At 67.9% G+C, this 22,736-nt stretch carries 17 protein-coding genes; 6 read left to right on the top strand and 11 right to left on the bottom strand.

From position 1 onward, the window contains the following. The 3 genes from MC380_RS16305 (at window position 1) to MC380_RS16315 (ending at window position 2,680) form a co-directional block, all read left to right on the top strand. Window positions 1-729 (top strand): fumarylacetoacetate hydrolase family protein, encoded by a 729-nt coding sequence (locus tag MC380_RS16305; RefSeq protein WP_242165979.1) that lies wholly within the window; start codon window positions 1-3, stop codon window positions 727-729. Window positions 730-776: 47 nt separating this feature from the next. Then, window positions 777-1,178 carry a large-conductance mechanosensitive channel protein MscL gene (gene mscL / locus MC380_RS16310; protein WP_242101333.1) on the top strand — a complete coding sequence of 134 codons (402 nt, stop codon included), beginning with the start codon at window positions 777-779 and terminating at the stop codon, window positions 1,176-1,178. An 89-nt stretch (window positions 1,179-1,267) separates the two neighbouring features. Beyond that, window positions 1,268-2,680, top strand: a complete 1,413-nt coding sequence (locus MC380_RS16315) for a M28 family peptidase (protein WP_242165981.1) — start codon at window positions 1,268-1,270, stop codon at window positions 2,678-2,680. Between the two features lie 9 nt (window positions 2,681-2,689). On the opposite strand, the gene MC380_RS16320 is transcribed toward MC380_RS16315, so the two are convergent. From MC380_RS16320 to MC380_RS16335, 4 genes are all read right to left on the bottom strand, one after another. Further along, entirely contained in the window at window positions 2,690-4,366 is a 1,677-nt protein-coding gene (locus MC380_RS16320) for a hypothetical protein (RefSeq protein ID WP_242165983.1), read from the bottom strand. An 82-nt stretch (window positions 4,367-4,448) separates the two neighbouring features. After that, window positions 4,449-5,003, bottom strand: a complete 555-nt coding sequence (locus tag MC380_RS16325) for a GNAT family N-acetyltransferase (RefSeq protein ID WP_242101336.1) — start codon at window positions 5,001-5,003, stop codon at window positions 4,449-4,451. Further along, window positions 4,996-8,193: an efflux RND transporter permease subunit gene (locus MC380_RS16330; protein ID WP_242165985.1), complete on the bottom strand. Its 3,198-nt coding sequence runs from the start codon at window positions 8,191-8,193 to the stop codon at window positions 4,996-4,998. The genes MC380_RS16325 and MC380_RS16330 overlap by 8 nt, the downstream gene beginning before the upstream one ends. 9 nt (window positions 8,194-8,202) lie before the next feature. Next, entirely contained in the window at window positions 8,203-9,297 is a 1,095-nt protein-coding gene (locus tag MC380_RS16335) for an efflux RND transporter periplasmic adaptor subunit (protein WP_242165987.1), read from the bottom strand. Between the two features lie 215 nt (window positions 9,298-9,512). On the opposite strand from MC380_RS16335, the gene cysK reads away from it, so the two are divergent. Beyond that, on the top strand, window positions 9,513-10,472 hold the full coding sequence (gene cysK / locus MC380_RS16340) for a cysteine synthase A (RefSeq protein WP_242101339.1): 960 nt from the start codon (window positions 9,513-9,515) through the stop codon (window positions 10,470-10,472). Between the two features lie 31 nt (window positions 10,473-10,503). Here cysK and MC380_RS16345 read toward each other — a convergent pair whose 3' ends face one another. Further along, the gene (locus MC380_RS16345; RefSeq protein WP_242101340.1) at window positions 10,504-10,965 is read right to left on the bottom strand and encodes a hypothetical protein; all 462 of its coding nucleotides are present in this window, start codon (window positions 10,963-10,965) and stop codon (window positions 10,504-10,506) included. Window positions 10,966-11,051: 86 nt separating this feature from the next. Here MC380_RS16345 and MC380_RS16350 point away from each other — a divergent pair, with 86 nt between their 5' ends. Together MC380_RS16350 and MC380_RS16355 are read left to right on the top strand one after the other, a co-directional pair. Then, a complete protein-coding gene (locus MC380_RS16350) occupies window positions 11,052-11,567 on the top strand; it encodes an O-acetyl-ADP-ribose deacetylase (RefSeq protein WP_242165989.1) in 516 nt (171 codons plus the stop codon). A 275-nt stretch (window positions 11,568-11,842) separates the two neighbouring features. Beyond that, entirely contained in the window at window positions 11,843-13,984 is a 2,142-nt protein-coding gene (locus MC380_RS16355; protein WP_242165991.1) for a TonB-dependent receptor, read from the top strand. A gap of 173 nt (window positions 13,985-14,157) precedes the next feature. Here the strand turns inward: MC380_RS16355 and MC380_RS16360 are convergent, their stop codons facing one another. The 6 genes from MC380_RS16360 to pyk form a co-directional block, all read right to left on the bottom strand. Further along, the gene (locus tag MC380_RS16360) at window positions 14,158-15,096 is read right to left on the bottom strand and encodes a beta-propeller fold lactonase family protein (protein WP_242166090.1); all 939 of its coding nucleotides are present in this window, start codon (window positions 15,094-15,096) and stop codon (window positions 14,158-14,160) included. An 83-nt stretch (window positions 15,097-15,179) separates the two neighbouring features. Continuing rightward, window positions 15,180-15,812: a cytochrome c gene (locus tag MC380_RS16365; protein WP_242165993.1), complete on the bottom strand. Its 633-nt coding sequence runs from the start codon at window positions 15,810-15,812 to the stop codon at window positions 15,180-15,182. Window positions 15,813-15,888: 76 nt separating this feature from the next. Further along, a complete protein-coding gene (locus tag MC380_RS16370) occupies window positions 15,889-17,586 on the bottom strand; it encodes a quinoprotein dehydrogenase-associated putative ABC transporter substrate-binding protein (protein WP_242165998.1) in 1,698 nt (565 codons plus the stop codon). Next, complete coding sequence (locus MC380_RS16375) at window positions 17,586-19,586, bottom strand: methanol/ethanol family PQQ-dependent dehydrogenase (protein ID WP_242166001.1); 2,001 nt, start codon at window positions 19,584-19,586, stop codon at window positions 17,586-17,588. Before MC380_RS16375 ends, MC380_RS16370 begins: the two co-directional genes overlap by 1 nt. Before the next feature lie 360 nt (window positions 19,587-19,946). Next, window positions 19,947-20,957, bottom strand: a complete 1,011-nt coding sequence (locus tag MC380_RS16380; protein ID WP_242101347.1) for a class I fructose-bisphosphate aldolase — start codon at window positions 20,955-20,957, stop codon at window positions 19,947-19,949. Window positions 20,958-21,138: 181 nt separating this feature from the next. Further along, a complete protein-coding gene (gene pyk / locus MC380_RS16385) occupies window positions 21,139-22,605 on the bottom strand; it encodes a pyruvate kinase (protein WP_242166003.1) in 1,467 nt (488 codons plus the stop codon). Window positions 22,606-22,736: the final 131 nt, after the last annotated feature.

Genomic DNA, 22,736 nt, shown 5'->3' on the forward strand with positions numbered 1-22,736 from the left:
GTGTCCGCCGACCGGGATGTCGTCCCGGCGCTACCGCTGCCCCGCGTGGCGGTGCGGGGTGGCGCCGCTTTCCCCGTGCACCGCATCTACTGCGTCGGTCGCAACTTCGCCGATCACGCAAGGGAGATGGGCGCCAGCGCGCCGGCTTCGAAGGCCGACCGCGGGCAACCGGTGTTTTTCCTCAAGCCAGCCGACGCCCTGGTCGTCGACGGCGTGGTGCCCTACCCGCCCGGCACGGCTGATCTGCATCATGAAGTGGAACTGGTCGTGGCCATCGGAAACGATGCGCCTGCGGGCGTGCTCGATGCGGGCGATGCGGCTGCGCTGGTCTTCGGCTACGGCATCGGCCTGGACCTGACCCGTCGCGATCTGCAGGCGGCCGCAAAGGCCAAGGGATTGCCCTGGGATACCGGCAAGGCCTTCGACCATTCCGTGCCGGTCAGCGAACTGGTTGCAAAAGACGATATGCCCGCGCTCGCTACGTTGTCGATCACGCTCGAGGTCAACGGCGCGCGTCGCCAGCACGGCAGCCTGTCCGACCTGATCTGGGACGTGCCCGACATCCTGCACGAACTGTCCAGACTCTATGCGCTGCGTGCAGGCGACCTCGTGTTCATGGGTACGCCGGCTGGAGTCGCGGCATTGCAGCCAGGCGATGTCTTCATCGCCCGCCTGGGCGATGTCGTCGCGCTCGAAGGACGCATCGTGGGCCGTCCACAGCTGCTGTAGGCTACGATCCGGCCGCGATCTGCGGCGTCCCCCGGGAGAACGTTGCGATGGGCATGGTCAGCGAATTCAAGGAATTCATCGCCAAGGGCAATGTCATGGATCTCGCCGTCGGCGTCGTGATCGGCGCGGCCTTCGGCAAGATCGTCACCGCGCTGGTCGATGGCATCATCATGCCGCTGATCGGGCTGCTGACCGGGGGCGTGAGCGTTTCCGACTGGAAGTACGTGATTGCGCCGGCCCAGCTGGACGCATCCGGCAAGGAAACCGCGGCCGAGTCGGCGATCCGCTACGGCCTCCTGATCCAGACCGTGGTCGATTTCCTGATCATCGGCTTCGTCATCTTCCTGGTGCTCAAGGCCTACAACCGCATGCGCACGCCGGCGGCAGCGGCAGCACCGGCTGAAGAAGTGCTGCTGCTGCGCGAGATCCGCGATTCGCTGAAGCAGTAATCGTCGCGCGCAGGACTTCCTGCACAGCAGGCGCGTAGCCGCGGGCTGCTACGCTCGCGGCTTCGCCTTTTTGCGCCGAAGGAACCCCCATGCGTCTTGCGCCGTTGCTGCTTGCCCTGTTTGTTGCCTCGCCCGCCCTCGCGCAGACGCCCGGGCAAACCACCATTCCCGACGCAGCGCTGCAGGCCGCATCGCAGCTGCGCGAACAGGCGCTGGCCGACGACACCGCGTGGAAGGTGACCGAATCGCTGACCACCGAGATCGGTCCGCGCCTGGCCGGCAGCGAGGCCGATGCGCGCGCCGTGGAATGGGCCCGGCGCAAGTTCGAGGCGCTGGGCTACGACGAGGTTTGGACCCAGCCGGTGACCTTCCCGAAATGGGAGCGGCGCAGCGAACACGGCGAGGTGCTGGGCGCGTACGCGCAGCCATTGATACTGGCTGCGCTGGGCGGCAGCCCGGGCGGCACCGTCGAGGGCGAAGTGGTGCGCTTCGATTCGCTCGAAGCACTGCAGGCCGCGCCGGCCGGTTCGCTCGCCGGCAAGATTGCGTTCGTTGATTTCGCGATGGAGCGGGCGCGCGATGGCCGCGGTTACGGCACCGGCAGCCGCGTGCGCGGCGGCGGTCCTTCGGCCGCCGTGCGCGCCGGCGCCAGTGCATTCCTGATGCGCTCGGCCGGCACCGATTCGCATCGCGTCGCGCACACCGGCATCACCCGCTTCGAAGAAGGTCTGCAGCCGATCCCCGCCGCGGCGTTGTCGGTGCCGGACGCGGCACAGCTCTCGCGTCTGGTCGCGCGCGGTGCCACGCGCGTGCGCGTCGCACTCGATTGCGGCTGGGACGGCGAGTACACCTCGCACAACGTCATCGGCGAGATCACGGGCAAGCGCAAGGACGAGGTCGTGGTGATCGGCGGGCACCTGGATTCCTGGGATCAGGGCACCGGCGCGATCGACGATGCCGCGGGCATCGGCATCACCATGGCGGCGGGCCATCTCATCGGCCAGCGCAAGGACAAGCCGCTGCGCACGATCCGCGTGATCGCCTATGCCAACGAGGAACAGGGCCTGCACGGCGGCGAGGTCTACGCGAAGTCGCAGGCACAGAGCATCGCCAGCAACCAGATCATCGCCGAGAGCGACTTCGGTGCCGGGCGCATCTACGCGTTCAACACCAGCAGCGCCAAGGAAGGGCCCGCACAACGGGCGTCGGAACAGATCGCCGAAGCGCTGGCGCCGCTGGGCATCGCCTACACCCCGGGCGAAGGCGGCCCTGGCTCCGACGCCGGCCCCAGCGCGGCGCTCGGCGTGGCCTGGGCATCGCTACGACAGGACGGCACCGAGTACTTCGACCTGCACCACACCCCCGACGACACGCTCGACAAGATCGATCCCGAAGCGCTGGCGCAGAACGCGGCGGCCTACACCGTATTCGCCTTTCTTGCGGCCGAAGCGGACGGCGGATTCGGCAGCGAAGCCAAGCCGGTCACGCCGCCGGAGGAATGAGCACTGGATTCAGCGTAGCGAGAACGCCCGCACCGGCCCGCCTTGCTCCGCACCCCGCATCCATCCCAGCCAGCCGCCTGCCTCCGGGTCTGGGATCGCAATGCCGCGGGCGACGCCATCGGCGTCGACCAGAACCAACTTTGCCTCGTCGGATGCCGCATGGAAGCGCACGCGGCGACCGGGCGGTCCCAACAGGTTCATGACAGGATCGATCGACACGCCGGCGATAGGTACCGAATGTCGGCGAGATGAATAGATCGAACTGCCTAGCAATGCCGTTTCCGGCCAGGCAAACATCGCTGCACCGGCACCCTGGATCGCCGGCAGCACATGGATAAGTTCGCTCGGCGCGGTCTCGCCCAGTTCGAGCGTTGGATCCACTACGCCAACCGCAACGGCAACAGATGTGGTGTTCGCGACCTCACGCATGGACTCGCCGTGCCGCCACATCCAGAACTGGCTTGGCAGGAGGCCTGCGGCGATGACGAGCACGACGAGAATCACGTTTCGTGGTCGGGGCGCATTCGCAAGCGTCGCAATTGCCAGGCCCGCCCAGAACAAGCTGGACCAGACCAGGTAACGCTGGGCGAGCAACTGGTCGGGATGCAGGTCGAAATAGTGCAGTCGCCCTACCGCGACCATGCCACCGACCGCCAAGGCGAACCACGCCATACCGAGGCCCAGCATGCCCGGGCGCGACGTTCCGAGGCGCGCGCGCCAAGTGACCGACGCCAACCAGCAGATTCCGAGAACACCAACGAGCAAATGCGGCCACCGCGCGAGCATGACCGGACCGAAAGCCTCATGCCAGGTCCTCGCCATCCATTCGGCCAGCGTACGCAACGGGGTCGTTGGCACGTGCGCCGCCAGCGCGGGATCGGTCACGGGCCAGATTGCGTAGACCAAAGGGCCTGCGAGCCATCTCAGCAGGAGATCGAGCTGGGATAAAGGTGCGAACTGCAGCATGGCCGTCTCTATGCCGGCGTTGCTCCAGCGTCGCAGTATGATCGTGCCGGCGAGTGTCAAGCCGAGAACAAGGTGGACGATTGCTCGCGCGCGCAGCAGCAAAGCGACGACGAGTAAGGCGACAAACGCCGCCAGGCCGCTGCTGAAGCTGAAGGCGGCGATCACGCCAAGTAACGCTGCGGTCGCGGTTGCGCGCACGCTTGGCGGTTCTCCGCCCCGAGATCCCAGCATCGCGATCCCAAGCGTGACGCATAGCGTCACCAGATAAGCATGGACGGTCTCATTGGCATGGCCCAACGTACGGATGTTGCCCAGCCAACAGAGCCCAAGCACGGCGACGAGCATGGCAGCGGCACGCCGATCTGGCGCTGATATCACACGAAGAACGCTCCAGACGCACGCCAGCGTTGCCAAAAGCAGACCGATTCCAACGCCCACCTGCAGCCACTGCTGGGCATCGAATACGCGCAGTTCGAACATGCGCACGGCGTGCGGCAGAACCTCATGGTGCCCGTTGTCCTCCCTGAGAATCTCCCGTACGACAGGCTTGGAGGCGAAATGACCCAGGAAGCCCCAGCCATCCGCATAGGGCACCCGAGGTGCGTGCCACATCGCTGCCAATGCAACCGCAACGTAAAGGATTGCGAGGCCCCAGCTCGCGGCAAGCGCGGCCCGGATCGCAATGCCTGTCCGTGTTCTTGGCACGTCGATCCCTGACATGACGGTCTGCTCGAACGCTTCCAGACAGTATTGTCCACGTTTCCGCGGACAGTGTGCCGCCCGCAGTCCCGGCAGGGCTCCGTCAGGACAGCCGTTGGCGGACCATGGCGAACATCCGCAAGTCGTGCACGTGGCCATGCTTGGTCACCGCGCGGCGCAGCAGACCTTCTTCCACGAAGCCGTTCTTCTCCAGCACCCGCGCCGATGCGGGGTTGGAGTCGAGCACGGTCGCTTGCAGCCGTTCCAGGGCCAGCTCTTCCATCGCCCATGGCGCGAACATCCCAACGACCCGGGTCATGAGTCCGTGACCCCAGTGGCGCCGCCCGATCCAGTAGCCGAGTTCGGCGCCGATGCGGCGCTCGCCCTCGAGCGGGCGCACGCCGATCCCGCCACAGGCCTCGCCGTGGACCTCGATCGCGAACACGGGATTGCGCAGGTCGACCACCCTGCCGGCCAGAAACGCCTCGCCGTCGGCACGCGTGTAGGGATGAGGAAACCGGTCGCTCAGGCCGCGTTCGACCTCGGCGTCGTCGGCGTGGCGCAGCAGCGCTTCCAGGTCGTCGCTGCGCCAGCGGCGCAATCTAAACCCGCTGCCGCGCAGCTCCGCGGCGAAGCGCTCGTCCGCGGGGTCAGGCATGGCCCGAAACCGGTGGCGTGCGCTGTTCCAGCTGCTCCAGCTCGTGCGCCAGCGCCTCGGGCGAGTGCGTGTACTTCGCCAGCAACGCGTAGAAGGCCGGTACCACGAACAACGACAGCAGGGTGGAAAACGCCACGCCGAAGACCACCACGATGCCGATGGTGGCGCGGCTGGCCGAACCCGGACCGCCGAAGATCACCAGCGGCAGCGCGCCCATGATGGTCGCGATCGAGGTCATCAGGATCGGACGCAGGCGCACCGCGCACGATTCGATGATCGCCTCGTGGATGCTGCGGCCTTCATCGCGCAGCTGATTGGCGAATTCCACGATCAGGATGCCGTTCTTCGCCGCCAGGCCCACCAGCATCACGATGCCGATCTGCGAAAACAGGTTCATCGTGCCGCCGGTGACCGCCAGGCCGATCAGCGCACCGAGCACGCCCAGCGGTACGGTCAGCATGATCACCAGCGGATGCAGGAAGCTCTCGAACTGCGCCGCGAGCGCCAGGTACACGATCAGCAGCGCCAGCGCGAAGGTGATCAGCACCTCGCTCCCGGACTGCTGCAGCTCGCGCGACTCGCCCTTCCAGCTGATCTGGGCGTAGTCGGGCAGATTGGTGCGCGCGGTTTCCTGCGCCCATGCGACCGCCTCGCCCAGCGGATAGCCTTCGGCCAGGCGCGCACTCAGGGTGATCGAACGCAGCCGGTTGAAGCGGTTGTAGGTGCCCGGCTCGGCGATCTCACGCAGCGTGACCAGGTTCGACAGCGGCACCAGGGCCCGCGTCGTTCCGGATGCGGTGCCGGTGGTGCCCGCGGTGGCGCCGGCACCGGTGCTGGTACTGGCGCTGCCGGCCCGGACCTGCAGCGCGTCCAGGTCGGCAACCGACGCGCGGCCACTGCGTTCGGCCTGCAGCATCACGTCGTATTCCTCGCCGTTGTCGACGAAGGTGGTCACCCGGCGCCCGCCCATCATGGTTTCCAGCGCGGTGCCGATCGCGGTCGCCGACACGCGCAGGTCGGCGGCGCGCGCCTTGTCGATCACCACCCGCATCTGCGGCCGGGTTTCCTTGTAGTCGGAGTCCGGGCCCACGAACCCGGGGTTGGCCTCCATCCTCGCCAGCATGATGTCGCGCCACTGCGCCAGTTCGGCGTAATCGGGCCCACCCAACACCATCTGGAACGGCTGGCCGCGGGTGCGCACCAGACCACCGCCGACCTGGGTGCGCACGCGCACGCCGGTCAGGCCGGCGAACTTCTTCTCCAGTTCCGCGGCGACTTCAGCCGTGCTCTGCTCACGCTTGTCCCAATCGGCAAGGAAGATGCTAGCGCGGCCGGTATGCATTTCCTCGCTGACGCCGAAGCTCCCGGGCACGCGCGGGTTGGCGCGCACGATCGGCTTGTCCTCGCCGACTTCGCCGGCCAGGATCTTCTCGACCTGCTGCATCTGCCGGACGGTGTAATCAAAGCCGGCGCCCTCGGGGCCTTCCATCGACAGCTGGAACGAGCCCCGGTCCTCGGCCGGCGCCAGCTCGCTGGGCAGCATCCGGAACAACAGCACCAATGCCACCAGCGCAGCGATCATCAATCCGCCGAACAGCCAGGTGCGGTGCACGTTGCGGTCGAGCACGCCGCGATAGCCGGTGGCCACGCGCATGAAGCGCGCATTCAACCAGGCGCTGGCGCGGTTCTCCTTGACCGCGTGCGGGCCGGTATGCGGGTGCAACAGCTTCGACGCCATCATCGGGGTCAGGGTCAGCGCCACGAACGCGGAGATCGCCACCGCCGCCGCCAGCGCGACAGACAGCTCGCGGAACAGGCGCCCGGTGTTGCCCTGCAGGAATCCCACCGGCAGGAACACCGCGATCAGCACTGCGGTGGTCGCCAGCACCGCGAACGCCACCTGCGCGGTGCCGCGGCGCGCGGCAACCAGCGGCGGCTCGCCCAGGTCGACCCGGCGCTGGATGTTCTCCACCACCACGATCGCATCGTCCACCACCAGGCCGATGCACAGCACCAGCGCCAGCAGGGTCAGCAGGTTGATCGAGAAACCGAAGGCGTAGAGCGCGATGAACGATGCGATCAGGCACACGGGCACCGTCACCGCCGGGATCAGCGCCGCACGCACGCTGCCCAGGAACAGCCAGATCACGATCAGGACCAGGACGATCGCCTCGATCAGCGTCTCGTAGACGCGCTCGACCGAGGCGGAAATGAAGGTGGTGGTGTCGAAGGCGACGTAGATGCCGGTGCCCTCGGGCAGGCTCGACCCGATACGCTCGGCTTCCGCCTTCGCTTCCTCCGCCACCTCCAGGCTGTTGGCGGTGGAGGTCTTGACGATGCCGATGCCGATCGCCGGCTCGCCGTTGCTGCGGTAGTAGGCGCGGCGTTCGGACGATTCCAGCGCCACCCGCGCCACGTCGCCGAGCCTGACGATGTAGCCGTCCGCGCCCTTGGCGACGGGCATCTGCGCGAACTGCTCGGCGCTGGCGTAGTCGCGGGCCACGCGCAGGATGAAGTCGCGGTCGGCGGACTCGATCCGGCCGGCGCCCAGTTCCACGTTTTCCGCGCGCAGGGCCTGTTCGACATCGGCATTGGTCAGCCCGCGCGCCGCCATCGCATCGCCGTCGAGCCAGATCCGCATCGCGTAGCGCTGGCTGCCGCCCACGCGGACCTGGGCCACGCCCTGCAGGCTGGAGAACCGGTCGACCAGGTAGCGCTGGGCGTAGTCGGACAGCTGCAGCGTGTCCATGGTCGAGGAGCGCAGGTTGAACCAGATGATCGGGTCCGAATCGCTCTCGACCTTGCTGATCTCGGGCGGATCGGCTTCTTCCGGCATCCGGTCGGCGACCCGGCTGACCGCGTTGCGCACGTCGTTGGCGGCGCCTTCGATATCGCGCGAAGCCAGGAATTCGATGCTGATCCGGGAGCTGCCGTTCTGGCTGCTGGAGTCGATGGTGTTGATGCCCTCGATGCCCGAAAGCGCGTCCTCCAGCGTCTGCGTGATCCGGGTCTCAACCACGCTCGCCGACGCGCCGGGGTAATCGACCTGCACCGACACGATCGGCGGATCGATCGCCGGCAACTCGCGCAGGGTCAGGCGCAGAAACGACATGATGCCCAGCACGATCAGCAGCAGGCTCATCACCACGGCCAGCACGGGCCGCTTGATCGACAGGTCCGACAGCTTCATCCGCGCGCCCTACCGCGCCGCGCTGCCGGCGGGCCGTGTCGCGGTCTGGAGTCCATTCGCGGCGGCAGCGGCCGGCGCACCTGCCGCGATCTTTGCGCCGGCCTGCAGTTTGCCCACGCCTTCGGTCACGATGCGGTCGCCCGCCTTCACTCCTTCGCGCAGCATCACCTTGCCGGGAATGCGCCCGCCCACTACGACGTCCGCCTTCTCGACGGTGCTGTCGGCCTTGACCCGCCAGACGAAGGTCTCGCTGCCGAGCTGCTGGACGGCGATCTCGGGCACCACCAGCGCCGGTCGCTGGCCGCGGGCCAGACGCACCTCGACCAGCATGCCCGGCTTGAGCGCGTGATCGGGGTTGGCGAAATCACCGCGCACGATGGCGGCGCGCGAGCCGGCGTCCAGGCGCGCGGAGACGGTGTTCACCGTGCCGTCGAACTCGCGCTCGCCATAGGTGCCGCTGCGTCCGGCCAACGCCTGTCCGGGCGCGACCCCTGCCAGCTCGGTTTCCGGTACCGGAAAGTCCACGTATACGCGCGATACGTCGTCGAGCGTGGCGATCACCGTGCCCGGCGTCACCAGCGCGCCGGGGCTGACCTGGCGGATGCCGAGTACGCCACCGAACGGCGCGCGGATCACCCGATCGGACAGATTGGCGCGGATCTCCGCCACCTGCGCGCGCGCTGCATCGCGCATGGCGCGCTGGGTATCCAGGGAGGCGCGCGCGATCAGCTGCTGCCGGGCCAGCTGGCTCTGGCGCTGATACAGCTGCTCGGCTTCCTTGGCCGCAGCCTCGGCCGAAGCGAGCGCCGCGAATTGCTGCTGGCCGCTGAGGGTGATCAGCGGCGCGCCGCGCCTGACTTCCTGGCCGCTCTCGAAATGCACCTGCTGCACGGTTTCGCTCACCTTGGCCGTGAGCGTGACCGATTCACGGGCCTGCACGGTGCCCAGCGCGCGCAGGCTGTCGATCCACGGCTGCTCGCGCACGGTTTCCACTACGACCGGAATCGGGCGATCGCGGTCCGCGCGCTGTTCTTGCGCGCCGGCAGCGCGGTCGCCACAGGCGCCCAGGGACAGCAGGGCCGCGGCCGCAACGGGCAGGAGCAACGTGCGGCGGACTCGGAAAACGGGCATGTGCAGCGCACGGCGTGAGTGAATCCCGGGATTCTAGCGGCCGCCCGTGGACGGGACGTATGCCATCCGACCTGCCCGTGGAACGCGGCATTGCGGTCAACCGCTGGCGCGCGCGCGCGTTACGCGGCACTCTGGCCTGTAACGGCGCTGCAACGCGTCTGAATGTCCGTCCCCCAACGGAGCCGACCATGGCCATCTACGACAGCATCCTCGACACCATCGGCCGCACGCCCGTGGTCCGCCTGAATCGCATCGCCCCGCCGGGCGTGACGATGTACGCGAAGGTCGAATCCTTCAATCCCGGCGGCTCGGTCAAGGACCGGCTGGCGCTGGCGATCATCCTCGATGCCGAATCCAAGGGCCTGCTCAAGCCCGGCGACACGGTGGTGGAAGCGACTTCCGGCAATACCGGTGTCGCATTGGCGATGGTCTGCGCCGCGCGCGGTTACAAGTTCGTGGCGACCATGGCCGAGACCTTCTCGATCGAACGCCGCAAGCTGATGCGCGCCTATGGCGCCAAGGTGATCCTCACCCCTGCCGCCGAGCGCGGCAGCGGCATGGTGCGCAGGGCCGAGGAGCTGGCGAAGCAGCACGGCTGGTTCCTCGCGCGTCAGTTCGAGAATCCGGCCAACCCCGCCTACCACCGTCAGACCACCGCGGCGGAGATCCTGCGCGACTTCGCCGGGCAACGGCTCGATCATTTCGTCACCGGCTGGGGCACCGGCGGTACGCTCACCGGGGTGGGCGAAGTGCTCAAGGTCGCGCGGCCGGAAGTGAAAGTGACCACCTGCGAGCCCGCCGCCGCACCGCTGCTGCAGGGCAAGGACTGGTCGCCGCACAAGATCCAGGGCTGGACGCCGGATTTCGTGCCGGCCGTGCTCAACCGCGACGCCGCCGCGCAGGTGTTGTCGATCGAGGATGCCGACGCCATCGCCACGTCGAAGCGGCTGGCGGCGGAGGAAGGGATCTTCGTCGGCATCTCCGCCGGCGCGACGGTGGCGGCCGCCTTGCGGGTGGCGGCGCAGGCGCGGGACGGCGACGTGATCCTCGCGATGCTGCCCGATACCGGCGAACGCTACTTCTCCACGCCGCTGTTCGAAGGCGTCAACGAAGGCTCCGACGACGACTGGCTGGCTGGCCTGCCTTAGCCAGCGGCGCCAGGGCGTTGAAAGCGGGCGCTCAAGCCGACACGAACCACCACACCAGCGCCGCGAGCGCCGCTGCGAGTGCGAGCAGCACGATCGCGTAACCGCCATGATCGCCCTCGGTAACGGTGGGCGGGCGCGTTGCCGTAGCCGATACCGAGCGGTGACGCACGGCATCGGCCGCAGTCTGCGCCGCTGCGCCGTGGCGCATCGCGTCGACGGCCGCCTTCGCGGGCCGGAGATCCATCGCGGGATTGGCTTCGCGCAATTGCCTGAGCGTGTCGATCACCTTGCCCTTGTGCAGGGCCGCGCGCATCGCGTGCAGGTCGGCTTTCGGACCTCCTCCGGTTTGTTGCGCGGACCAGGCCTCCACCGCCGCAAGGGTCTCCTTCAACCCTTGCCCGCCGACTTCGCGCAGCAGCCGCACGGCCTGGATACGGTCGCCGCGCATCAGCGCGGCAACCACCTGGCCAGGGAGCGGGTTTGCGGACGTCATGTGCGGCTCCGTAAACGCGGAGAAGCCTGCAGCATACGCCGACGCTGTGCACGCGGCCCCAACCTCCCTGGCGCCATGCTCGCGCCATGCGGATCCAGGTGCAGATCGCCGACATCACCACGCTCGAAGTGGATGCCATCGTCAATGCCGCCAACGCCACCCTGCTCGGCGGCGGTGGCGTGGACGGCGCGATCCACCGCGCGGCGGGACCGGGACTGCTGGCGGCCTGCCGCGCGCTGCCCGAAACCGCATCCGGGGTGCGCTGCCCGACCGGCGAGGCGCGCATCACCGCCGGCTTCGCGCTAAGCGCGCGGCACGTGATCCACACCGTCGGCCCGGTCTGGCGGGGCGGTGGCGACGGCGAGCCGCGGCAACTGGCGGCCTGCTATCGCAACAGCCTGCGGCTGGCCGGAGACTGCGGCATCGTCTCGATCGCCTTCCCTGCGATCAGCTGCGGCATCTACGGGTATCCACCCGCGGCCGCGGTCGCGGTCGCGGTGCACGAAGCGCGGCATTGGGCCGGGCCGCGACCGCTGCAGCTGATCTTCTGCTGCTTTGACGCGACCATGGCCGATCGCTACCAGCGCGAGCTCGCCGCCTGACCAGGCGCTGTCGTTAACGCGCACTCGTGTGGGAGTGGGCTTGCCCGCGATTACGGTCCGACATTCGCGCGCGCATTCGCAGCAAGACTGTTCCTGCCATAGACGCTCAGCTGCTGGGAGTTGACATTATGTGGGAGCGGCCTTGGCCGCGATTGCCTTTCGCGCCTAAGTCAAACGCAGTCGCGAGCAAGCTCGCTCCCACAGGAGAAGCCGGGACGTGGGCACCCACATGGATGTGCGGGCTATCATCGCCCTACCCCGCCCAGGAGTCGCGCATGTCCGCACCGTCGCGCCAGTTGGCTGTCCTGACGCTGCTGTGCGTGCCCGCATTGCTGGCTGCGAATCCTGCGGCTGCGCAGGAAGCCCCACGCGTCGAGGGCGAGGCGCCGCTGCTCGATGCGGTGGTGGTCACGGCGACCCGCAGCGAAGCCGATCCGTTCGAGGTTCCGGCCTCGATCGACTCGGTGGACGTGGACGATGCGCTGCGCCTGGGCGCAAGCCCGGCCGAACTGCTCGACGGCGTACCCGGCGTGGTGGCCCGCGACCGGCACAACTACGCCCAGGACACGCAGATCGCGATCCGCGGGTTCGGCGCACGCTCGACCTTCGGCATCCGCGGCGTGCGCCTGTACACCGACGGCATCCCCGCGACCCAGCCGGACGGACAAGGCCAGGTCTCGCACTTCAACTTGGATTCGGCGGCCCGCATCGAGGTGCTGCGCGGTCCGTTCTCGGCGCTTTACGGCAACGCGTCGGGCGGCGTGATCCAGCTGTTCACCGCCGATGGCGTGCAGCCGTCGGAGTGGCGGGTGGGCGCGGTAGGCGGCAGCGACGGCACGCTGCGCGGCGGGGTCAACTTCCGCGGCGCCAGCGACGGCTTCGACGCCAACCTCGACTACAGCCACTTCCAGACCGACGGCTATCGCGCGCACAGCCGCGCGCGCCGCGACTCCCTCAATGCAAAGGTCGGCATCGAACTGGGCAACGGCGGCAAGCTCACCCTGCTCGGCAACGTGCTGCGGCAACCCGATACCCAGGACCCGCTGGGTCTGACCTGGGAGCAGTTCCAGGAAGATCCGCACCAGACCGCGTCCCCGGCGAGCGAGTTCAATACCCGCAAGCGCACCAGCCAGGCGGTCGGCGGCGCGATTCTGGACCTGCCGATGTCGGATCGCGATGCGCTGCGGATCATGGGCTACGGCGGCACGCGCGCGATCACCCAGTTCCTGTCGATACCGCTGGCCCCACAGGAGGCACCGCGCCATGCCGGTGGCGTGGTCGACCTGGACACCGGCTTCGGCGGTACCGACCTGCGCTGGGCGCGACGGATGAAACTGGGCGGACGGCCGCTGGAATTCAGCGCCGGCCTGGCCGCCGACCGGCTCGATCAGCGGCGGCGCGGGTTCGAGAATTTCGTCGGCACGACGCTCGGCGTGATCGGACGCCCGCGTCGCGACGAGGGCATCGACGTGCGCAGCTTCGACCAGTACGCGCAGCTGGACTGGGACCTCGCCGAACGCTGGCGCCTGCTCGCCGGCGCACGCCACAGCAAGGTGCGGATGGACGTGGACGACGACTACATCGCACCGGGCAATCCCGACGACAGCGGCCGCGTCGAATTCTCCGAGACCACGCCGGTCGCCGGGCTGATGTTCCGCGCCAGCGAAGCGCTGCACCTGTATGCGAGCTATGGGCGTGGGTTCGAGACGCCGACCATCACCGAGGTCGCCTATCGCGCCGATGGCGGCAGCGGCCTGGCGTTCGACCTGCAGCCGGCGACCAGCGACAACACCGAACTGGGCGCCAAGTGGCGACGCGGCGGGCTGCAGGCGCAGCTGGCGTGGTTCGAGACGCGCAGCGACGACGAACTGGCGGTCGCGACCAGCGGCGGTGGACGCACCACCTACCAGAACATCGGCAGCTCGCGCCGGCGCGGCGCCGAACTCGCCGTCGACTGGAGCTTCGCCAACGACTGGCGCCTGGCCTTCGCCTACAGTCATATCGATGCGCGCTTCACCTCGGATTTCCTCGGCTGCAGTGCGCGCTGCACCAGCCCGGACACGCCGATCGAATCCGGCGCGCGGATTCCCGGCGTGCCGCGCGACGATGCATCGCTGTCGTTGCGCTGGCAACCGGCCCAGGGCTGGAACGCCGGCGTCGACGCCAGCCACAGCGGCGACATGGTGGTCAACGACTTCGGCACCGCGCGCGCACCCGGTTACACGCTGTTCGGCGCCGAAGCGGGATACCGCTGGCAATCACAGGTCGGCGCGCTGCGTGCCTTCGTGCGCGTGGACAATCTTGCCGACCGCGACTACGTGGGCTCGGCGATCGTCAACGACGGCAACGGTCGCTACTTCGAACCCGGACCCGGACGCAGCTGGTTGCTCGGGCTGGAATGGCGGTGGCACGAATGAGCCATCGGGGATTTAACGGTTCCTGCGCGCCGGACTTTGAACTGGCGCGCTGCGTCTGACGCGACGTCGCGCACTTGGCCTTCTTCCACTCGGGCGGGACGCGGGTAGCACGCACCGCGCGATGGCGCCCGCGTCGATGCCCAGACGACCGACTACGTGCTCAACGACACGCCTCACCGAATAATGACGCCCCATGGCATTTCACCGACGGGGATGTCCGCAACCTTACGCAGGGTGGCGGTGTCGATGACGCTGACGCTGTTCGAGCGTCCATTGGCCACGTAGACCTTGGCGCCGTCGGGCGTGACCGCGGGATTCCACGGCCGCTCGCCAACCGGGATTTCCGCGACCACCTTGCCGCTGGCCACGTCGATCGCGGTCACGCTGTGGGCACCGCCGTTGGAGGCGTACACGCGTTTGCCGTCGGGCGAGATCGCAACGCCCGCGGTGCGCAGTGCCGCGGGAATGCTGGCGATGCGCTTGCGCGCGCCAAGGTCGATCACGTCGACCACGTTGGCCGATTCCTGAGCCACGTAGGCCTTGCCGCCACCTTCGGCGAAGGCGATGCCGCGCGGGTGGCCGCTGGTGGCGATGCTGGCCACCGACCTGGCGCTCGCAACGTCGATCACGTCGATCGTGTCGGAAGCCTCGTTGCTGGTCAGCACCGACTTGCCGTCTGGCGTCCAGACGCAGTGCTCGGGCGCCTTGCCCTGCACGTCGACGTGCGCGCCCAGTGCGAACGTGGCCGCGTCGATGAACATCACCTGGTTCTGGCCTTCGATGCAGACCACCAGCTGCTTGCCGTCCGGCGAGACGCCGACGCCTTCGGCGCCCTGCCCGATGTCGACGCTGCGCTGCACGGTATCGCTGGCGATGTCGAGCAGCAGCAGGCGATGCCCTTCGGCATCCACTACGTAAAGCTGCTTGTGGTCAGGAGTGAGCGCGATCTGCTGCAGGCGCTTGCCGAGTCCATCGCCGCCCGAGAGCGTGCGCACGACCCGGTCGGTGGAAGTGTCGATGACCGAAATCGTGCCGCTCTTCTGGTTCGGGACATAGGCGATCACCACGTGCGTGGCGGGCGCCGCGGCCGGCGCCTGCGGCTTGCAGGCCATCAGCAAAGCAATGCCCGCCGCCAGCGCGATGACGCGCCAGACCCGGGCATTGCGCGCCCTTCCGCTGGCGGGCCGACGCGACCTCATCGCGCGCCCGCTGCGTCGGCCGCGGGTGGCTTGACCTTGCCCGCCGTGGGATTGATCGAATGCACGTAGGCCAGGATCTTGTTGATCTCCTCGTCGGTCAGCACCTGGCCGAAGGGCATCATCAGGCCGACCACGTTTTCCTTGCCCACGCGCGCGTGCCCGTAGGTCGTCTGCATCGCCTGCGAGCCTTCCTTGACCAGCGTATGCAGGGTGCTGTCGTCGCTGCCGTAGACCCAGATGTCATTGATGAGCGAAGGACACATCCCGCCGCCACCGGTGCCGCCGTGACAGGCGTTGCAGCCGGCGGTGAAATAGAGCTTCTTGCCCTCCTCGACCAGTTGCGGCGTCGCCTCGATCGGCTCGATCTGCGGGATCGGCTTGGCCGGGCCCGTGGGCGCGGGAATCGCCGTATCCGGCGCGATGCCGCGCGCGGCCGCCTGTTCGCCCGGCGTCAGACCCTGGTCGGTGGCCGGGGGTGCGGGCGCGGTGGCGGGCGCCGCCGCAGATTCCCGCGCAGTGGTATCGGGCGGGGACGAGGCTTGCGGCTCCGACTTGCCGCAGGCGCCCAGCGCCGTTGCGAACAGGCCGACGAGCAGCAGACATCGAAGATTCTGGGGAGACGTGGGCATGGGCATTCCTGGAAATGTCGGGGGACAACTAGTCAAAACGGAAAGCATGATTGGCGCATCGAACGTCGCAGGCGCGTTATGGCGCGGGCTTGCTTTCTCCCGACACCAGCGCGAGCAGGACGGGATCGCGCGCCTGCTGCGCCAGCGACAGCGCGCTCTGGCCCTTCGCATCGCGCAGCGCAGGATTCGCACCGGCAGCAATCAGCTTGCGCACCAGCTCGGGCTTGTGCGCGGCCACCGCCAGCATCAGCGCAGTGACGCCGGCCTTGTTCGCATGGTCGACCGGCACGCCCTCGACGATCAGCCGGTCGACGGTTTTCGGCAGATCGGCGACCACCGCGAACATCAGGGCAGTGAAGCCGGCGGGGTTGACCGCGCGCGGATCCGCGCCTGCATCCAGCAGCCGCGCCACCAGCGATTCGTCGCCGTTGCGGATGGCAACGGTGAGCGGGGTCCAGCCGTCCTTCGACTGCACGTCGAGGCGCGGTTTCCGGGTCAGCAGCCAGTCCGCGGTTTCGCTGTCGCCAACCCATAACGCAGTCATCAGCGCGGTCCAGCCGTCGCCGTCGCGCGCTTCCAGCTGCGCGCCACCGTCGAGCAGGGCAGCACCGACGGCGAGCTGGCGCAGGCGGATCGCCTGCTGCAGGGGAGTGCGCCCCTGCGTGTCCAGCGCATCCGGCCGCGCGCCGTTGCGCAGCAGCCACGCCACCCGCGCGGGATCGTTGGCCTTGATCGCGCTCTGCATTTCCTCATCGGGCGAGGCACCTGTACCCACGCGCTGCTGCATCAGCGCCAGCTCGCGCGGATCGGACACGGGCGTATCGCGGTAAGGCGGCGGCTCCGGATACGGCCCGTGCGAGGGTAGCGAACCGGACACCACGCAATCGGCGCATTGCACCAGAGGCACGTTGAATTCTTCCAGGATCGCGCGGATCGCATCGCGGTTCCGGGCAAGTGCAGCGTCGAGGCGGTCGCGAAGCGCAACATTGTCGCGATTCACGGCCAGCGACAGCGAATACTCCAGCACCGTATCGGTCAGGCGGTTCAGCGGCACCATCGTCAGTCCCGACTGCTTGACGTAATAGCCCGCGACGGGCCCCCAGGATTCGGCCGCATCGAGCTCGCCGGCGGCAACCTGCTGCACCAGCCGCGCAGGATGCTCTTCCGGATGGCGCGCCGAATCGTAGAACAGGTACTGCACTTCGCCCTTGATGCCGTGCGCATACAGCGCCGCGCGCGCGGGCGAGCTCTGGAACACGCCGATGCGTGCCTGCCGGAGCGCGGCATCGTCCAGCGATGCCGGTCTCAACGGCTTGTCCCGCGGGCTCACCAGGACATAGGTGGAGCGGAAATAGGGTTTTGTGGTCAGGCCCTGTTCGTAATCCTCGGGCATGTCCATCAGCACGTGGCACTTGCCGCTGTTGATGGTGCCGCGCGCCAGGCCGCGTTCGTAATAGGTGCGCCAGTAATATTCCACCGGCATGCCCATGGACTTGCCGAGCAGCTGCGCGATCCGGTTCTGATAGCCCTCGCCCGCCTGGTTGGACAGCGGCATGTTGCCCGGGTCGGCGCAGATGCGCAGCGCCGCGCCAGTCGCGCCTTTGACGTCGACAGCAGCTTCGGGTTGCGATGCGGCCGGTGCTGGTTCCTGCTTTGCGCAGGCGGCCAGGGCGATTGCGAGCAACAGTGCGGCGGATCGCCCCTTGGACAGGCTGGGGGTGGCGTGGAGCGGACGCGCCAGGGCGCCGCTCCATGCGATCTGCTTGGACGACATCAACTGCGCTTCGCAGCCTTTGCCGCGCCTGTGGCCGGCCCGGCTGGCGCATCCGCCGCCGGTGCCGCCGCCGGGACGCCGTTGGCGCCCAGGCGGAACACATGCAGCATGCCGCCCGTGGGGATGCTCTGGAAGTCGTTGCTGAAGGCCAGGCCTGCGGCACCGAGCGCGCCGTAGGGATCCGACGGATCCAGGCCGGCGGTCACCGGCAGGCCGATCCAGCCGCCGATGCCCGAATAGACGGCCACGTACTGGTCGGAACCGATCTTGTAGGTGATCGGGTTGCCGATGATCCCGGAGGGCAGCTTGGTTTCCCACAGCTTCTTGCCGTTGTCCTTGTCCACCGCGCGGAACCAGCCATCGAGCGTGCCGTAGAACACCAGCCCGCCATCGGTGACCAGGGTGCCGCTCCAGGTGGGGAACTTCTCCTCGATCGTCCAGACCTCCTTGCCGCTGATCACGTCGAAGGCCTTGATGATGCCGAGCGCGCCGGGCTTGTGCGGCTTCATCATCACGTTGGCGAACACGTACGGCATGCCCTGCATGGTCTTGCCGCGTTCCTGCGGGGTCAGCTCCATGTACCAGTTGTTGGTGCCGCAGAAGAACACGTTGGGCTTGGCCGGATCGACCGAACACGGCTGCTGGTCCTTGGTGCCCATGGCCGACGGCGACGACGACACCATCTTGCCGACCTCGAGCGGCGAATGCGCCGCCACCTTGACCGGACGGCCGGTCTTCATGTCGATGCGTTCGGCCCAGTCCACCGGTCCGTAGGTATGCGCGCGCAGCAGGGTGCCGTCGCGGCGATCGAGCACGTAGGCGAAGCCGTTGCGGTTGAACGTGACCAGCGAGGGAACCTTCTTGCCGTCCACGTCCAGGTCCACCAGGATCGGCTCGTTGATGCCGTCGTAGTCCCACTGGTCGAACGGCGTCATCTGGTAGCCCCAGACGGCCTCGCCGGTGTCGACGTTGCGGGCGAAGATCGTCATCGACCACTTGTTGTCCCAGTCGCCGTTGTTGCAGGCCTCCTGCGTCTGCGGCTGCGCACCGCAGCGATAGCTCGGGCTCCACAAGCCCGGGTTGCCGGTGCCGATGTAGACCAGCTTGAGTTGCGGGTCGTAGCTGTACCAGCCCCAGGCCGCGCCGCCGCCGCGCTGCCATTCGTCGCCCGGGAAGGTCTTGATGCCCAGGTCGCCGAGCTGGCCGTATTCCGGATGCGCCTTGTTGAAGTCGGCACCCAGGCAGATGTCCTTGTCGGCGCCGGTGGCATGACAGGTCCAGACGGTCTTGCCGTCGGCCAGGTTGAACGCCGCCACGCGGCCGCGCACGCCGAATTCGTTGCCGGAGATGCCGGCGATCACCTTGCCGCTGGCGATGATCGGCGCCATGGTCAGGGTCTCGCCCTTGGCCGGGTCGGCGAATTTCACCTTCCACGCTTCCTTGCCGGTCTTGGCGTCTAGCGCGATCACGTCGCCCGACAGGCTGTTGAAGACGAACTTGCCGTCGGCGTAGGAACCCCCGCGATTGACGGTGTCGCAGCACGCGACGGCGACCGAGCGCTCATCCTGCTGGGGCGTGTACTTCCACAGTTCCTTGCCCTGGTCCTGCTGCGAGACATCGATGGCGCGCACGATGTTGGGATACGCGCTGACGGTGTACATGATGCCGTCGATCACCAGCGGCTGACCCTCGTGGCCGCGCGTGGCGTCGCTTTTCATCTCCCACGACGTCTTGAGGTCCTTGACGTTCTCGCGGGTGATGTCGGCCAGCGGGCTATGGCGGGTCAGCGCGAAATCGCGACCGATGCCGCCCCAGTTCTCGGGCTTGCCGGCGTTGGCGAGGAATTCCTGGTCGGTATCGACCGCGGTCGCGGGCGCAGCCGACGTGTCGGCCGGCGCCTGCGCGGCAGGTGTCGATTCCTGGCGTTTGCATGCTGCCGGCGCAAGCACGAACGCAACGGCCAGAACCGGGGTGAAGAGGCGGGATGCTCTGGAACGCATGACAGACACTCCCTGAAGTTGTGAGCTGACGAGCACTGGCACTGACAGTCGGCGCATGCATCGCACGCATGGCGGCCGGGGCTAGCCTAAGCACGCCAGTCGCCCATTGCCAATATACCCCCCGGCAGTATCCGGCCCCGGGTGGCGGAAACGCAGAAAAGTCCTTGAAAACAGAGTCCAAATGGCTTTTCGTCGCGAGCCAGGATGGGCGCGGGATGTTGCAGTGCAACGAGTTTCCCGCGCGGTATCGCAGCGCAACATCGCCAATCTTGAAGCGGCTCGGCAGGCGCAAACGCATACAAAAAAACGCCGGCGCTAGGCCGGCGTTTCGATGGCTTTCCCAAGCCGCATGCGCCTCGCTCAGGCGGCGGCTTCCCACTGTCCCAGCGCGGCCAGGCCGTTGTCGCGGGCACGCTCGTACACGGTCTGCTGGGCCTTGGCGAAATTGCCGGCCATGTCCTGGGCCCACAGCTTCAGCGCAGCCTGCTGCATCGCACGGCCATAGGAGAAGCTCAGCGGCCACGGATTCGGGCCCATGCGGTTCATCGCATCCAGATGCGCGGTGGCGTCATGGTCGCTCTGACCGCCGGACAGGAACACGATGCCCGGCAGGATCGCCGGCACCGCCGACTTCAGGCACATCAGGGTGGATTCGGCCACTTCTTCCACGCTCGCCTGCTCCGCGCAATCCTTGCCGGGGACGACCATCGAGGCTTTCAGGATCGTGCCTTCGAGCATCACGTTCTGGTTGTACAGCGCATCGAACAGCGAGCGCAGCACCACCTCGGTGACCTCGTAGCAGGTCTCGATGTCGTGATCGCCGTCCATCAGCACTTCCGGTTCCACCATCGGCACCAGGCCCTGCTCCTGGCACAGCGCGGCATAGCGCGCCAGCGCGTGGCTGTTGGCTTCGATGCAGGTGCCCGAGGGGATGTCCTCGCCGATGTTGATCACCGCGCGCCACTTGGCGAAGCGCGCACCGAGCTTGTAGTACTCCTTCAGGCGATCGCGCAGCCCGTCCAGACCCTCGGTGATCAGCTCGCCCGGGAAGCCCGCCAGCGGATGCGTGCCCTTGTCGACCTTGATCCCCGGAATCATGCCGTTGTCGGCCATGTACTTTGCGAACGGCACGCCGGCCTTGGTCGACTGGCGGATGGTCTCGTCGAACAGGATCGCACCGGACAGGTACTGGTTGGCGTTGGGCGCGGTCAGCAGCAGCTCCCGGTAGGCGCGGCGGTTTTCCTCGGAGGACTCGATGCCCACCCCGTCGAAACGCTTCTGGCAGGTGCTGGCCGATTCGTCGATGGCGATGATGCCCTTGCCCGGCGCGACCATGGCGCGGGCGGTTTCAGCGAGTTGTTCGATGCTCATGGCGAAGGCGTCCGGGCGGCGGAAAGGGACCCGAATTATAGCGACCACCCCAACCGCAGGTCCGCACCAGCGGAACCGCATGCAAGGCAGCAGCCTTCAAGGGTCTTATCGGCGGAGGACGGCCTTACGCGGCCGACGGACAGAGCATCGAGACAAGCACAATGTCGCGCGCCTCGCTGGTTTACAGCTCGCCCAGCCCCTCCGCCCTTCCGTCCTCGCCCACCTGCAGCAGGCGCAGGGTGTTGGTGGCGCCGTGGGTCTCCATGCGTTCGCCGCTGGTGAACACCACGCGCTCGCCGGGCCCGAGCAGGCCGGCCTCGACCAGCACCCGGATGCTGCCACGACCGGCCTCGCCCGGGGTTTGGCCGCGGCTGTCGTAGTCCATGGGGAACACGTCGCGGATCAGGCCCATGCGTCGACGCGCGCCGGCATGGCGGGAGAACGCGTAGATCGGCGCCTTGGAACGGAACCGCGACAGATAGCGGGCGGTGCCACCGGATTCGGTCATGGCCACGATCGCGCCGACGCCGATGTGCTCGGTCAGGAACATGGTGGCCATGGCGATGGCCTGGTCGGCGCGCTCCAGGTCGCGCGCGGCCTTTTCGAAATTGGTGTCGGATTCGAACTGGCGCTCGGCGCCCACGCAGATGCGCGCCATCGCTTCGACCGCTCGCACCGGGTAATTGCCGGCCGCGGTTTCCTGCGACAGCATCACCGCATCGGTGCCGTCGATCACCGCATTGGCGACGTCCAGCACCTCGGCACGGGTCGGAATGGGGCTGTCGACCATCGACTGCAGCATCTGGGTGGCGGTGATGACCACCTTGCTCTGCGCAAGCGACTCGCGAATGATCTTCTTCTGCAGGCCGGGCAGCTCGGCATCGCCGATCTCCACGCCCAGATCCCCGCGCGCGACCATCACCACGTCGCTGGCCTCGACGATTTCCACCAGGTTCTCGATCGCCTCGGCCCGCTCGATCTTCGACACCAGGGCCGCATCGCTGCCGTGGCTGCGCGCGATGCGGCGCGCGTCGTGCATGTCCTGGGCGTTGCGGCAGAACGACACGGCGATGAAATCCACGCCGATCTGCGCGGCCACGCCGATGAGCGTTTCGTCGTGCTCGGTCAGCGCGCCCAGCGACAGTCCGCCGCCCTGCTTGTTCAGGCCCTTGCGATTGGACAGCGCGCTGTCGTTGAGCACCCGGGTGGCGATGCGCTCGCCTTCGATGCTCTCGACCTGCAGCTGGACGACACCGTCATCGAGCAGCAGCACATCGCCGGGTTTCAGATCGTTGGGCAGGCCGAGATAGCTGACCCCCACCTGGTGCTCGTCGCCCAGGGGTGCGTCCGCGCTGGCGACCAGGTCGAAACGCTCGCCCTGGCGCAGCTTGACGCGATCGTTGGCGAATTTCTCGATCCGGATCTTCGGTCCCGGCAGATCGGCGAGGATGCCGACCTCGCGTCCGGCACGTGCGGCCGCATCCCGCACCGCCTGCGCGCGCGCCACCTGGGCGGACGGATCGCCATGGGAGAAGTTGAGCCGCACCACGTCCACGCCCGCGGCGAGCAGTGCATCGAGCACCCCGGGCGCATCGGTCGCGGGGCCTAGCGTAGCGAGGATCTTGGTGCGGCGTCGGTGTTCGGTCATCGTGTGTTCCCTCCACCGATCACGCTAGCACAAGCCGCAGCGCCGGCAGCTGTCTTCGCGTGATTGTCATGGCGTGCTACGCACAGGTTATATGTGACGGTTTTGCGGAGCGCAGCACCGACGTGTACGGC

The organism is Lysobacter sp. M15 (genome assembly GCF_022662515.1).
Taxonomy (GTDB): domain Bacteria; phylum Pseudomonadota; class Gammaproteobacteria; order Xanthomonadales; family Xanthomonadaceae; genus JAKPBU01.

Coding starts and splice junctions, on each gene's coding strand:
- mscL (WP_242101333.1), top strand. CDS start 777: ATGGGCATGGTCAGCGAATTCAAGGAATTCATCGCCAAGGGCAATGTC.
- MC380_RS16315 (WP_242165981.1), top strand. CDS start 1,268: ATGCGTCTTGCGCCGTTGCTGCTTGCCCTGTTTGTTGCCTCGCCCGCC.
- MC380_RS16320 (WP_242165983.1), bottom strand. CDS start 4,366: ATGTCAGGGATCGACGTGCCAAGAACACGGACAGGCATTGCGATCCGG.
- MC380_RS16325 (WP_242101336.1), bottom strand. CDS start 5,003: ATGCCTGACCCCGCGGACGAGCGCTTCGCCGCGGAGCTGCGCGGCAGC.
- MC380_RS16330 (WP_242165985.1), bottom strand. CDS start 8,193: ATGAAGCTGTCGGACCTGTCGATCAAGCGGCCCGTGCTGGCCGTGGTG.
- cysK (WP_242101339.1), top strand. CDS start 9,513: ATGGCCATCTACGACAGCATCCTCGACACCATCGGCCGCACGCCCGTG.
- MC380_RS16345 (WP_242101340.1), bottom strand. CDS start 10,965: ATGACGTCCGCAAACCCGCTCCCTGGCCAGGTGGTTGCCGCGCTGATG.
- MC380_RS16350 (WP_242165989.1), top strand. CDS start 11,052: ATGCGGATCCAGGTGCAGATCGCCGACATCACCACGCTCGAAGTGGAT.
- MC380_RS16355 (WP_242165991.1), top strand. CDS start 11,843: ATGTCCGCACCGTCGCGCCAGTTGGCTGTCCTGACGCTGCTGTGCGTG.
- MC380_RS16360 (WP_242166090.1), bottom strand. CDS start 15,096: ATGGCCTGCAAGCCGCAGGCGCCGGCCGCGGCGCCCGCCACGCACGTG.
- MC380_RS16365 (WP_242165993.1), bottom strand. CDS start 15,812: ATGCCCACGTCTCCCCAGAATCTTCGATGTCTGCTGCTCGTCGGCCTG.
- MC380_RS16370 (WP_242165998.1), bottom strand. CDS start 17,586: ATGTCGTCCAAGCAGATCGCATGGAGCGGCGCCCTGGCGCGTCCGCTC.
- MC380_RS16375 (WP_242166001.1), bottom strand. CDS start 19,586: ATGCGTTCCAGAGCATCCCGCCTCTTCACCCCGGTTCTGGCCGTTGCG.
- MC380_RS16380 (WP_242101347.1), bottom strand. CDS start 20,957: ATGAGCATCGAACAACTCGCTGAAACCGCCCGCGCCATGGTCGCGCCG.
- pyk (WP_242166003.1), bottom strand. CDS start 22,605: ATGACCGAACACCGACGCCGCACCAAGATCCTCGCTACGCTAGGCCCC.